Source organism: Alteromonas mediterranea DE (assembly GCF_000020585.3).
GTDB classification, from domain to species: domain Bacteria; phylum Pseudomonadota; class Gammaproteobacteria; order Enterobacterales; family Alteromonadaceae; genus Alteromonas; species Alteromonas mediterranea.
In genome coordinates this window covers 615950-628777 of the sequence record NC_011138.3, presented here as the reverse complement: position 1 = coordinate 628777, position 12828 = coordinate 615950, and the positions used below count along the sequence as shown (strand labels likewise).

The 12828-nt window shown below is 45.1% G+C and carries 11 protein-coding genes; 3 read left to right on the top strand and 8 right to left on the bottom strand.

The window, feature by feature from the left end; genetic code table 11:
• Positions 1-54: 54 nt before the first annotated feature.
• Positions 55-2076 carry a glycoside hydrolase family 3 N-terminal domain-containing protein gene (locus tag MADE_RS02830; RefSeq protein WP_232363094.1) on the bottom strand — a complete coding sequence of 674 codons (2022 nt, stop codon included), beginning with the start codon at positions 2074-2076 and terminating at the stop codon, positions 55-57.
• A gap of 199 nt (positions 2077-2275) precedes the next feature.
• Between MADE_RS02830 and MADE_RS02825 the strand changes: the two genes are divergently transcribed.
• Positions 2276-3652, top strand: a complete 1377-nt coding sequence (locus MADE_RS02825) for a Na+/H+ antiporter NhaC family protein (protein ID WP_012517095.1) — start codon at positions 2276-2278, stop codon at positions 3650-3652.
• Between the two features lie 51 nt (positions 3653-3703).
• Positions 3704-5401, top strand: coding sequence for a gamma-glutamyltransferase (ggt, locus tag MADE_RS02820; protein WP_012517094.1), 1698 nt, complete (start codon positions 3704-3706; stop codon positions 5399-5401).
• A gap of 70 nt (positions 5402-5471) precedes the next feature.
• Here the strand turns inward: ggt and MADE_RS02815 are convergent, their stop codons facing one another.
• The 6 genes from MADE_RS02815 to MADE_RS02790 form a co-directional block, all read right to left on the bottom strand.
• On the bottom strand, positions 5472-5942 hold the full coding sequence (locus MADE_RS02815; protein WP_012517093.1) for a LabA-like NYN domain-containing protein: 471 nt from the start codon (positions 5940-5942) through the stop codon (positions 5472-5474).
• A 7-nt stretch (positions 5943-5949) separates the two neighbouring features.
• A complete protein-coding gene (locus MADE_RS02810) occupies positions 5950-6378 on the bottom strand; it encodes a VOC family protein (protein WP_012517092.1) in 429 nt (142 codons plus the stop codon).
• An 11-nt stretch (positions 6379-6389) separates the two neighbouring features.
• A complete protein-coding gene (locus MADE_RS02805; protein ID WP_012517091.1) occupies positions 6390-7796 on the bottom strand; it encodes an aldehyde dehydrogenase family protein in 1407 nt (468 codons plus the stop codon).
• 330 nt (positions 7797-8126) lie between these two features.
• Entirely contained in the window at positions 8127-9425 is a 1299-nt protein-coding gene (locus MADE_RS02800) for an adenylosuccinate synthase (RefSeq protein ID WP_012517090.1), read from the bottom strand.
• Between the two features lie 306 nt (positions 9426-9731).
• Entirely contained in the window at positions 9732-9914 is a 183-nt protein-coding gene (locus MADE_RS02795) for a DUF2065 domain-containing protein (RefSeq protein ID WP_012517089.1), read from the bottom strand.
• Positions 9915-9947: 33 nt separating this feature from the next.
• Positions 9948-11126, bottom strand: a complete 1179-nt coding sequence (locus tag MADE_RS02790; RefSeq protein ID WP_012517088.1) for an aminotransferase class V-fold PLP-dependent enzyme — start codon at positions 11124-11126, stop codon at positions 9948-9950.
• A 275-nt stretch (positions 11127-11401) separates the two neighbouring features.
• On the opposite strand from MADE_RS02790, the gene MADE_RS02785 reads away from it, so the two are divergent.
• Entirely contained in the window at positions 11402-11827 is a 426-nt protein-coding gene (locus MADE_RS02785; protein WP_012517087.1) for a hypothetical protein, read from the top strand.
• 55 nt (positions 11828-11882) lie between these two features.
• Here MADE_RS02785 and trxA read toward each other — a convergent pair whose 3' ends face one another.
• The gene (gene trxA / locus MADE_RS02780; protein ID WP_012517086.1) at positions 11883-12752 is read right to left on the bottom strand and encodes a thioredoxin; all 870 of its coding nucleotides are present in this window, start codon (positions 12750-12752) and stop codon (positions 11883-11885) included.
• Positions 12753-12828: the final 76 nt, after the last annotated feature.

Sequence of the window (12828 nt, the reverse complement as noted above, 5' to 3'; positions counted from 1 at the left end):
GGTACCCTTTAATTTACCTTTGATTTACCTTTTAAATTCACGCCTTCACAGGCTCTACTTTTGTAGTGAAAGTGAGTCTAACGAAACGGGTGAACGGCCTTTAGCAGCCATGTTTCCTAATAAAACATCAGCTAGTGCGTTCAAACTATAGCTGGTAACCTTTTGATCGTCTTTGTTTTCTTCTTTGCTACCTTGGGCGCTTACACTAATGGCATAACTGAATGTGGCAATAGCAATATCTGTCATGCTTTTAACATCTTGTGCACTATACGGCATACGTAGCGGTGCAAAAACTACGGTTTTATTTTGTGTTTTCGCAGCAGACATTATCTTTTTACTAAATGCCATCACCTCAGTTTCACGCGCGCGTCGCTTCACATGCTCAGGTAGATCAAACCCACCTAACTCATAGGTCGCGTGAAGCGGGCTAATATTACCTACTATTAAAGCTTCAGCCTGCTGTAATAGGTCCATAGCTAATTGGGTGTTAGGTAGCGCGGTTAGGGGTAAACAAGCAAACTCTAGAGGCTTATTGGTGCTTTTAGAACTAGCATGTGCAAGTGCGGCTTCAAATGCTAAACACCTCGCCGCATCCGGCATTAGCGCCAACCAGCGCGTTGATGTTATCGGTAGTTTTTCTTTTCCGAAAAGCACAGACACCGAACCTTCAGAAAGCGCTTTCTCTATTCTAATTCCTTTGTTTTTTAAACTGTTAGGGTTATTAGTCAATGCATTGTCGTTTGCTTCATCAAGCCACCAGACCTTCGGCTTGGAAATAAAACCATCTAGCGTAAACCGTTGTTTTGCTTCGATAATACGATTATATGAAGATACCAAGAAAGCGCTTTCTGATGATGTATCTAATGCGCTATCTGCGAGTTTTACTGCTACATTGTCGAGAAGCTTTACAAACGCATTTATATCCGTTTTATTTCTTATAGTGAAAGGCATAAGCGCAATATCCGCGCCCGCACTAAATGCGCGAACTAAAGCCTCTTCGTGCGAGAAGAACTGTGTAATACCCGCCATATCTAGAGCGTCAGTAACAATTAGACCTTTATACCCCAGTTGCTTGCGAAGCAAGTTGGTTAATATCTTCTTCGACAAAGTCGCTGGAACTATTTGTCGCTTTCCGTTCTTGTCTGTAATTTTGGTATCGTCTAACGATGGATACTGAATGTGTGCACTCATTACCATGGCCGGCGGTGTGGCACTTCTAATAATATTAGAAAACGGCAGAATATCACCCGTCATTGCTTGTGCTCGGGTATGACTTACCAGTGGAAGACCGCTGTGACTATCCACATGCGTGTCGCCATGACCTGGAAAATGCTTAATTGCACTTATCACGCCCGTCCCCTGCATTGCTTCAACAAACGTTTGGCCCAGCGCAGCAACCTGCTCTGGATGTTCTGAAAAACTGCGCACGTTTATAACCGGGTTTTTCGGCTCGCTGTTTATATCAACTGATGGGGCAAAGTTGGTGTTAATACCAAGGGGTAAGAGCGTTTTACCGATGTGGCGAGCCACGCGTTGCGCAAAAGTACTGCCATGTTGATGAAACGTCGCACCAATTGCCATATTACCGGCAAATGGCGCTAACATGTCTGAGGGCAGGCGCGCTACCCTACCGCCCTCTTGATCGATAGCGATAAATAATGGTTGCTTGCCCACTTTCAACATATGCTGCTGCATAGTGTAATTTAGCGTTATCAACTGCTCGGTATTTTCAATGTTTTCTGAAAACAGAATCACGCCACCAATGTTGTGACCACTTAATAGTGCCAGCAAACTTGCAGGGATTTTCGTCATTGGTGTGCGGCATTGCGATGATGGTGTGTCGTCTTCGCAGAAATAGCGAAAATCTAAAATGATCTTTTGGCCCAGCATGGCCTTGATGGTGCTAAGACTATCTGCGTTTTGCTGTATACCGCCTTGTGCGCCCCCTTTTTGAATAGAGGAACTCTTACCTGTGGTTAAGTTGACCGGGGCGTTAGCACTTAAGGGCTGAGCAGAAGTTATACCCGCTAAAAAAGTAATCGCTAAAAAGCCTAGGGCTATACGTATTTCCCCCATAACAGAGACGTGTTTTTTACAAATAACTTGCTGGAATAACAATGTTTATCTAATCCTTGGAAACACAAAGCACAATACGGTACGCTAGCATAAATGAGAGAAGCTTGTTCGCCAACATAGAACTTGCAAACCACACCCTCTCTTACGCAACGTAGACATACCCGTTTAGGCACACATAAATTTAAGTTTGGAAAGAAGTATGGATTGGATGTCAGTCATCCCCCCTCTTGTGGCTATTGCCGTCGTTTTTTGGAAAAAAGAAGTCATCTTAGCATTGGCGCTGGCCGTACTGTCTGCTGAAGCCTTGATTCTGGTAAATGCTGATATCGCAACCAGCTACATGGCCCCTATTAATGCCATAGAGCGTGTGGTTGATACCGCGGCGAGTCCAGGCAACACTCGCGTACTTATTTTTTCGGTTTTAGTGGGCGCGTTACTGGCGTTTATTCGCGACTCAGGAGGGGTAACAGCTACGGTTAACTACCTCGTAAATAAAGGGGTGGCGAAAAGCCGCAAACAAGTGGGCGGTTTAACCATGTTTACTGGTATTGCCGTCTTTATAGAGTCGAACCTCAGCGTGCTTACCGCAGGTATTTTTGCTAGAGGCTTGTTTGATCGGTTTGGTATGAGTCGCGCACGCCTAGCTTATATTATTGACTCTACAAGTGCTCCCGTCTGTATTTTAATTCTGCTGAATGGCTGGGGCGCTTTCATATTAAGCCTGCTTGACGCTTACGAATTACCTGGCTCTTCTGCATCTATCTTATGGGGCAGCGTATTTTTTAACTTTTACGCTATTTTCACCTTGCTCATTGTGGCTTACACCATATCAGCCGACAAAGTGCACGGCCCTATGATTGAAGAAGAAAAAGCACTCTCTCAGGTTGAAGTAAACCAAACAACGGAGCCGGCGACTAAAGCCCGCTTTATGTTAGTGCCTTTAGTAATAATGGTGCTAAGTATGATTGGGTTTATGTTTTGGACAGGGAACGGCGTGTTATCTGAAGGCAGCGGCAGTAAATCAGTACTCTATGCTACAGCGCTTGCAACCGCTATTGCCTACGGACTACTTTTATTGCACAAGCGTTTCACCCATAAAGAAGCGGTAGAAATCGGTTTTAAGGGGATGGGTGAACTACTTCCCCTTGTCACCATAGTGTTATTGTCGTTAACGTTAGGCAACAGCCTTAAGGTACTAGGTACGGGTGTGTTTGTTGCGGGTATTGTGGGTGAGTATCTTCCGTTAATGCTAGTTGTTCCCATGCTATTTATTGCGGGCGCAATTATGTCGTTTACCACAGGAACCTCATGGGGCACGTTTGCTATTCTTATTCCTATTGGCGTACCACTTATTCAAAGTTTAGGCTTACCGCCTTCTTTGGTAATTGGCGCTATTTTGGGGGGTGGGATCTTTGGCGATCACTGTTCACCTATTTCAGATACCACTGCCGTCTCGTCACTTGCCGCAGGTACAGATGTGCTCACCCACGTTAAGACCCAGTTTCCCTATGCACTGTTTGCAGGTGCCCTTACGCTTATTGCCTATTTTATAGCAAGTTTAGTCATGCTGGGTTAGTGGGCTTATACCCAGAATGTGAAAAGCGAGTTTGTAGCAAGGAGTTTTCAAATGATAAAACGGATAATGATTTTAGCGGTTATTTCAGTGATGGTGGCGTGCTCAAACGCTCCTAGCACCATTATTGATAACGCCAACAATACAGACGTAGGTCTTAGCCAACCTGCGGTGGCCATGCCAGACAGCTATAGTGCCGACGCCGCTATGCAGGTGCTTAAAGAGGGCGGAAATGCAATAGATGCCGCTATTACGGCGCAATTTGTTTTAGCCGTGACCCTGCCAGAAGCCGGTAACGTTGGCGGCGGTGGCTTTATGACCATCAAGTTTGAAGACAGCACCGACTTTCTCGACTATCGTGAAATGGCCCCGAAAAGCGCCCATCGCGATATGTATTTAGACCAAGCAGGTAACGTAAAGCCTTATGAATCCTTATTTGGCGCGAAAGCATCAGGTATTCCCGGTACTGTCGCTGGTATGTGGGCAGCACATAAGAAGTACGGCACTTTAGACTGGGAGCGTCTTGTTGCCCCTGCGGTAGACCTTGCCGAGAACGGGTTTGTAGTACACGAAAAGTTAGCCAATAACATTGCGCGCTATATTTCACGAACCCAGGAGAAAGGCATTAAAAGTAACTTCAGTGATTATTTCTCAGAAGCCAAAGCAGGCACCACGTTTAAGCAGCCTGAACTAGCTGAAACCCTAAAAGCGATTCAACAGCAGGGTAAAGATGGGTTCTACAAAGGCGAAGTCGCCACGCATATTGTCGATTTTATGCAACAAAATGGCGGCCTTATTACCCATGATGACTTGCAAGCCTACAAAGCGGTGTGGCGTAAGCCCCTTCAGCTGACTTGGCAGGGTTATGAGTTAATTACTGCACCGCCGCCAAGTTCAGGGGGCGTGGCTGTAGCACAATGGATTGGCATGCTTGAAGCCTATGATGCAACCCACGATTTACCTGCGCAAAACAGCACTGAATATATTCACGTTATGTCTGAAATAGGCAAGCGTGTATTTGCCGATCGCGCTGAATACATGGGCGACCCTGACTTTGTTAGTGTTCCGGTAAAAGCGCTCACAGACGCTAACTACATTAATGAACGCGCAGCAGATATTCAGCCTGCCAGCATTTCTGATACCCCAAGCATTAAGCCGGGCTTGAAAGAGAGCGAAGATACTACCCACTTCTCGATTATGGACAGATGGGGCAACGCCGTTGCCAATACCACAACCATCAACCTTACTTTTGGTAGTGGTCTTGTTGTAACTGGCGCCGGCTTCTTGTTGAACGATGAAATGGATGACTTTAGCGCAAAGCCTGGTGTGCCTAATTTCTTCGGCGCCGTAGGCGGAGAAGCGAATGCCATTGAACCCTACAAGCGCATGCTTTCTTCTATGACCCCTACACTTGTGACCAAAGGCGACCAGGTCGTGCTTGTTACAGGCTCTCCAGGTGGTACCACCATTATATCGTCAGTTGCTCAATCGCTATTGAATGCCCTGCTTTACGATATGAGCGCCGAAGAAGCCGTGAATTCACCGCGTTTTCACCACCAGCTATTACCGAAAGATACCATTCGTATGCACAACGGGTTTACCGAAGCTACGGTGAACGAGCTTAAAGCCATGGGCTATACCATTGATAACCGACGCTTTGGTGATGTGCATTTAATTAAACGCACTAAAGAGGGTGTGGAAGCCGCGTCTGAAAAAAGTGGCCGGGGTAAAAGCATCGTACAGCCCTACTAAAGCGTCTGGCTTTACACAGAAAAGGCGCTAACCGCCTTTTCTCTTAGCTAACACGTCACCTACTTACCCATTAAAGCAAGAGTTCACCGTTAATGGGTACGTATCGAGTTGCTACCTTTTGAATGCTTTCAGCCGTTAATGCGGGAACACCGTACACAGTTACGGTTTTCCCTTTTTCTTTAAGCGCGTTTACCAGAATATCGAAATCACCGTCACCTGACACCAGAATGATTTCATCAACCTGACTGGCGTGTTCTAGCGCATCTACCGTAATACCTACATCCCAGTCGCCTTTCGCCGAGCCGTCAGCGCGCTGAATAAAAGGCTTTAACTTTACCTCAAACCCAATAGCGCGAAGTATGTTTTGAAATTCACGCTGCTTGCTGTCGCCCTTGTCGATGGCGTAGGCAAAGGCATGTTCTATATCTAGGTTATAGCTAAGTTCGCGCCAAAACCGGTTGTAATTAAAGTTGCGTTTATAGGCCTGACGGCAGGTGTAGTAGACGTTTTGTACATCTACCAGCAATAATGCTTTTTTCAAAAGATTCTCATGATATTTTGTTAGTGGCAAAGAGCTGATTGATATCAGCAAAGGCTTTGAACTCTAAGGCGTTGCCGAAGGGGTCTTTAAAAAACATAGTGGCCTGTTCGCCCGGCTTTCCTTTAAAGCGAATATAGGGCGCAATAACAAACTCAGTGTTTGCTGTTTCTAATTTATTTGCCAGTGCTTGCCAATCACTCATGGTTAAAACAACGCCAAAATGCGGCACGGGCACGGCATGGTCATCTACCCCATTATACGAAGGCGGTGACGGCATGACCTCTACGCAGTGCGTCACTAGTTGATGACCGAAGAAATTCCAGTCTATCCACTGGCTATCACTGCGGCCCTTTTCACAACCTAGCAACTCACCGTAGAACGCTTCTGCATCGGTTAAATTAGTGACCGGTATGGCAAGATGAAAGGGCTGGACCATGAAAACTCCTGTTATAAAAACTTCTTAAGCAACGATAGCTTAAACTTTGAAAACGGCGCATACCTAAAGAACACGTCTAACGCAAAAGAACGCTTCATTATGGTTTTGATATGGCTAAATGTATCAAACCCTGCTTGACCATGGTAGCTTCCCATGCCGCTATTACCCACACCACCAAACGGTAACTCGGGGTTAGTCATAAACAGCATAGTGTCGTTAGTACATACACTACCAGAACTGGTTTTACTGATGATGTTATCTAGTACACTGTCTTTGTCGCTAAAGGCATAAAGCGCGAGTGGCTTGGGCCTACTGTTAACAAGCTTAATGCCCGCGTCCATGTTATCTACCGTGATGATAGGCAGAATTGGGCCAAAGATTTCTTCTTTCATCAACGGGCTATCAAGCGATGGCTCTAGTACAAGGGTGGGCGCCATCGCAGGGCGCGCTTCATCTAGCTCGCCGCCATACACCACGTTTACATTTTCAAGATAGCTCTCTAGGCGCTTTAAGTGACGATGATTTATTATATTGCCGTAATCTCGTGACAATAGCGGCTTTTTGCCATATTGCTTTTTAAGCTCTTTTTTAACCGCTTCAATAAACTTTTGCTCAAAGTCTTTTTCTACAATGACATAGTCAGGGGCAATACAGGTTTGCCCCGCATTCATCCATTTACCCCACACTAAACGACGCGCCGTAACCGTAAGGTTAGTATCTTTATCCACAAAACATGGGCTTTTACCGCCAAGCTCTAATGTAACGGGAGTGAGGTGCCTAGCTGCAGCATTCATCACTATTTTTCCTACGGCTTCGCCACCGGTGTAGAAAATATGATCCCATTTACACGCAAGCAGCGCCGTGGCTTCGTCTTTACCGCCTTCAATAACCGCTACACATGAAGTATCCATATATTGAGGAATAAGTTTAGCCACCAGCGACGAGGTTTCTTCAGCCAGTTCGGAAGGTTTTAATACCGCACAGTTACCCGCTGCAATAGCGGCGATATAAGGGGCAAGTAATAGCTGTAGTGGATAGTTCCACGCCCCTATAATAAGCACAGTACCAAGGGGCTCAGGCTTTCGAAAGCTCTTACCCGGCCATGCCACCATGGGTGTAGACACCTTGCGAGGCTTGGCCCATTTGCCCAAGTGCTTAAGCGTATGCTTAATATCAGAAAGCAGGAAACCTTGTTCAGCCACCATAGCTTCGGTCTTACATTTGCCCAAGTCGTTTTTAAGGGCCTGTAAGATGTCGTGCTGATTGTCTTTCAGTAAATTTTCTAATGCCTTTAACTGGCTTTTACGCCACTCAAGGGACTGGGTTTTCCCTGTATCGAAACTGTCGTTAAGTTTGTGAACAACGTCAACAAAGCATACGCTTGATTCAACGGCGTGAAGAGAAGGTCTATTTGGCATAAGAAGGCTCCAATAGCGTAACCCACGTAAGATTGATTCACATATCAAACTCTTTCGCAGGAATAGCAGCGTATTTATTAACTGATACTATCTTATATTAATAGGGATGTTCGCGAGCAACGCAACAAAATTGTTAATTAATGTTTAATGCGAAAGTGCACAACGCGCAATAAGACACATGCACATTCATATCTCTATATATAAAGTGCAGGCGCCGAACACATACGCGAAGTGATAGGAATAGCGAATAGGAAAGCGCAAAAGAAGCAGCCAAGAGAATCAAAAAAGCCCAGTGAACACTGGGCTTTTAAAGGTATTACGATGGCGCTATTACGCGTCGTATGGGCTACGTAAAACGATAGTTTCGTTTCTATCAGGGCCTGTCGAAACGATATCAACTGGCACACCTGTTAGCTCTTCAAGACGCTTGATGTAGTTTTTCGCTGCTTGTGGAAGCCCTTCAAACTCAGTTACACCAAAGGTGTTGTCTGTCCAGCCCGGCATTTCTTCATAAACTGGCGTTACTTTATCGTAACCGTCGGCGGCCATTGGAGGCACGTCTTTCACGTTACCATCTGCGTCTTTGTAGCCAACACAAATTTGAAGGCTTTCAAGGCCGTCTAGCACGTCAAGCTTAGTTAGGCAGAACCCGGTGATAGAGTTTATTTGTACTGCACGCTTCATTGCGACTGCATCGAACCAACCAGTACGGCGTTTACGGCCTGTGGTTGCGCCAAACTCGTGACCTTTAACACCTAAATGTTGACCTACTTCACAATCAAGCTCAGTGGGGAAAGGACCTGAGCCCACACGTGTGGTGTAGGCTTTAACAATACCTAATACGTAATCTAGCTTAAGTGGGCCGAAGCCTGCACCTGTTGCTACGCCACCCACGGTAGTATTTGAAGACGTCACATAAGGATACGTACCGTGATCGATGTCTAGCAGCGTACCTTGTGCACCTTCAAACATAATTGGAAGGCCAGCTTTATGCGCTTTATCTAGCTCGTCGGTGACATCAACCACCATGGCTTTAAGAATGTCAGCAACTTCCATCGCACCGTTTAAGGTTTCTTCGAAGTCTACAGCTTCTTCGCCATAGTATTGCGTAAGCGTGAAGTTATGTACGTCTAGTACTTCTTTTAGCTTGGCTGCGAAGTCTTCCGCGTTAAATAAGTCGCCAACACGCAAACCGCGACGGGCTACTTTATCTTCATATGCCGGGCCGATACCACGACCGGTCGTACCAATTGCTTTTGCGCCACGGGCTTTTTCGCGCGCTACGTCTAGTGCAATGTGATAAGGAAGAATAAGCGGACAAGCTTCACTAATCTTTAATCGCTCGCGCACAGGAACGCCACGCTCTTCAAGCATAGTCATTTCTTTCATTAGTGCGTCAGGGCTAAGCACAACACCGTTACCAATAATACAGGTAACATTATCGCGTAGGATGCCTGATGGGATTAAGTGAAGTACGGTTTTTTCACCGTCGATTACTAGAGTGTGACCTGCATTGTGCCCGCCTTGGTAGCGAACAACATATTTTGCGCGATCAGTGAGTAGGTCTACGACCTTGCCTTTACCCTCGTCACCCCATTGAGTGCCGAGTACCACAACGTTCTTTGCCATGAATCATATGTGTAAGAAAATTAGGCGGGGATTCTACAAAATTATAGGGCTAGGATCACCCCTTTTCTCGAACAAAAATGCGACTATTTAAATTTTATTTTTGATACGTACACTAGGTTTTATAACATGCAGTAAACGTAATCTAATGCTACTTGGTGTTTAACGTAATTCAAAAAGCAGTCTAAAATGCTAATTTATAAAGCATTCCATTTACAGTGCTACTGAAAACCTGAACAAACGGTCTATCAATTGCCTCTATTATTTTCAGCAAAATACCCGCTTACCGCCACGTTACGCAGCGGCCATTTAGCTAAAATAAAACAGCAGTAACGCGCCAATGATGACCAGCGCACCTCCAATTTGGCGAAGTTGATTACTTGGTTGCTGGCTTATTTGCAGTAAATAGTTGCGCCATTTGTTAGGAAAAAGAAGTGGGCCGATTCCCTCAATTATTAACACTAATGCAAAAGCGGGTAAAAGCCACTCCATGAAGCAATCCTCTATTGTGTGTGAGCAAAGTTTTTATGCCATTTTTGATAGGGCGGACAAATCGATATAGTCGCTAGTGTGGTAAAGGCCAAAGCCAAACCGTAAACGGTTACCGCGATAGTCGGTAAGAATATCGTTAGCTTTAAGCGTTAATGCCAGCGCCTTTGTAATGTTAGCGTCATCGAGTTCAAAAGTAAGAAAATGTCCCCTGTTAGATGCATCGCTAACGGCTAAATGCTGCTCGTTAAGCAACGGGTGATTACACGCTGCAAGTTTATCTAAAAACGCACGCTGCATTGCCATCACATAGGTGTCAATTGTCTCAACGCTGATATCGTTTTCTTCAAACATGCGAAGCACGGCTCTCAGCCTATATAATGACGTGAAGTCCATGGTTGCGCCGGCGAAACGCATTCCATCTACACTGTACTGCACGCTTTCTTGCCCCCCAGTGTTACGAGGCTTGTCCAGTTCACCAAACTCAGCGAACCAGCCTGTGTAAACGGGCCTTAAATTACACACAATAGGCACATGAGCAAAGCAGGCGCCTTCTCCCGCCTGTGCATACTTATAACTGCCGGACAAATAAAAGGCACGATGCGCGATGTCAGCCAAGTCAGTAGGCTTCGCCATGAAGCCATGGTAGCCATCGACCACTATGATGGTGTTGTCATTTAAAACGCTATTCACAATGCCTGAAACATCATCCACCACATATCCAGAGTTAAAGAAAACCTGACTAAAAAAGACAATTTCGGGATTGTGCTCGGCTATGGCAGCTTTAAAGCGTGAAGTAAACGTAGCATAAGGTTTAGTCGGAACCGTCACTAACTCTATCAAACCTTGCTCTTGCATTCGGCTAGCTTGACGTTGAAAGCTGTGAAATTCACTGTCTGTTGAGACCACTTTGTATGGAGTACGACTATCAATACAACTCATTATTCGATAGAGCAACTCGTGCGTATTGGGCGCAAATACAATTTGCTGAGGCGCGCCGGTATTAAGAATACGACTTATGCGCTGCTGCAATTCTGGCACTAGAGTTTCAAAAAAATATCCCCACTTTGCATCTACGTATTTAGCGCTATCATCCCAGTACGCTAGCATTGCGTCGCGTGTGCAGTCAGGCCAAAAATAATGACTGTGACAAGCATAATGTTGTTTGTTTTTGTTCGCGTTAAGAAAACCTGAGTAAAATTGCTGATATGCCATGGTCATTACCACTGTGAAAACCGTATCAAATATAAAAGTCGACTAAACACTATCAAACTTCTGCTTTTTACGCATGAATCTAGCAGCGGGCCATCACATTTATTTACAAATTAAGTGTAAATACTTTTGCCCAATTTAGTGTGCTTAGTGGTATTTCTTATAGCTGCCGACCGGGTGCAAATTTAAATAACTCTGCTATAACCTTATAAGTAGATGTCGTTTTTTGAGAGAGTAGATATCCTCGACACCACCAAGACAAACATAAAAGGTATTTTATGCGTTTCCCTAAATACGGAAATTACTCGCTGGACATTTCAGGTAATGTGCTTGAAGTGTTTGCGACAGGCGCGTGGAACTTGAAAACCACCGAGTTCTTCATCGAAGAAATGCACGACCTTATCGGTAGCTTCAATGGCGAACCGTGGGCAGCCTTGATGGACGGACGACGCTGGGTTCTCTCAACCATTGAATGCCAAACCCGTTTAGCGGATTCAATCAAAGTAAATATTGAACACGGTTTAACCCGCTCTGCGTATGTTTTAGATAGCGGAATGGTAAAACGCGCCCAGTTAGAGCGAACCCATCCTTCTAGGGCTCGCGATTTTAAAGGGAAAAACTATGAGCGCGAATACTTTCGAAAGTACTTTGAAGCGCTTAATTGGCTACATAAAGAAGGGTTTTCCCCTATTACCAACACCTAGTTCTTTTCACGTCGCCAGTTGCGCATTCAATAGCTGTAAGCATTAGTAAGTCTATTTAGTAAAGCAGGCTATATACTTTTCGGCGATACTCGGATTTAAGCGGATCACCATCTGCTAACGCATTCATCATATCCATCATTAGCTTTCTAGCGTCACCAAACCCTAACTCTGTTTTTAATACGCTATAAAGCAGCGCTAGCGCGTCTTGTGCTTTATTCGCTTGCTGTAGCTGTATCGCTAAATCAATTTTAAGCTGAAGATCGTCAGGGTTTGCTTCAACAGCAGCTTGAAGCTGTCTAATTTCAGGCGTATCTGCCGCTTGCTCTGCAAGTTCAATTTTACCCGCTAAGCTTTTATACCGTGAATCCTGGTCAACAAGTTTAATATCCTCAAGCAGTGCTTTTGCTGTATCAATTGACCCCGTTTCAATGTAGCAGTCAATAAGCATGTACTTGGCGTTTACATTGTCAGGATTAAGAGAAAGTGCCTCTTTCGCTGCTGGCAATGCTTCGGCGTACTCTCCCTGCTGAATAGCTTTCCCTGCTGTAGCGAGAAGCTCGTCTTCAGGGTTAGGCAGATACTTTGTTAGCATCTCTCGAATTTGCTGCTCAGGCTGCACTCCAGCAAAGCCATCTACTGGCTGACCATTTTGTACTACCATCACTGTAGGCAAGCTTCTGATACCAAATTGCGCCGCTACTTCTTGCTGCGCTTCACAGTCAACTTTCGCCAATATTAGATGCTGGCTGTATTCACCGGCCAGTTTTTCCAAAATAGGCATTAAATCTTTGCACGACTCACACCAGTCAGCCCAAAAATCAATGAGTACCAGCTTCTCTTGAGAAGCCTCTACTATGATTTGCTGAAAGTTTTCTACCGTAATATCAACAATAGTTGCTTGGCTATTTGCAACGAGATTTTCCATAACGCAGGCCTTTAATTTCTTGTATTGTGAGGAATATGGGGCAGTCGAGCTAAAATTACAAGGTTAGTAGTCAGTG

What these genes read in the sequence shown, in the direction of transcription:
- MADE_RS02830 (WP_232363094.1), bottom strand. Translation starts at nt 2,076, where the DNA reads ATGGGGGAAATACGTATAGCCCTAGGCTTTTTAGCGATTACTTTTTTA.
- MADE_RS02825 (WP_012517095.1), top strand. Translation starts at nt 2,276, where the DNA reads ATGGATTGGATGTCAGTCATCCCCCCTCTTGTGGCTATTGCCGTCGTT.
- ggt (WP_012517094.1), top strand. Translation starts at nt 3,704, where the DNA reads ATGATAAAACGGATAATGATTTTAGCGGTTATTTCAGTGATGGTGGCG.
- MADE_RS02810 (WP_012517092.1), bottom strand. Translation starts at nt 6,378, where the DNA reads ATGGTCCAGCCCTTTCATCTTGCCATACCGGTCACTAATTTAACCGAT.
- MADE_RS02805 (WP_012517091.1), bottom strand. Translation starts at nt 7,796, where the DNA reads ATGCCAAATAGACCTTCTCTTCACGCCGTTGAATCAAGCGTATGCTTT.
- MADE_RS02800 (WP_012517090.1), bottom strand. Translation starts at nt 9,425, where the DNA reads ATGGCAAAGAACGTTGTGGTACTCGGCACTCAATGGGGTGACGAGGGT.
- MADE_RS02795 (WP_012517089.1), bottom strand. Translation starts at nt 9,914, where the DNA reads ATGGAGTGGCTTTTACCCGCTTTTGCATTAGTGTTAATAATTGAGGGA.
- MADE_RS02790 (WP_012517088.1), bottom strand. Translation starts at nt 11,126, where the DNA reads ATGGCATATCAGCAATTTTACTCAGGTTTTCTTAACGCGAACAAAAAC.
- MADE_RS02785 (WP_012517087.1), top strand. Translation starts at nt 11,402, where the DNA reads ATGCGTTTCCCTAAATACGGAAATTACTCGCTGGACATTTCAGGTAAT.
- trxA (WP_012517086.1), bottom strand. Translation starts at nt 12,752, where the DNA reads ATGGAAAATCTCGTTGCAAATAGCCAAGCAACTATTGTTGATATTACG.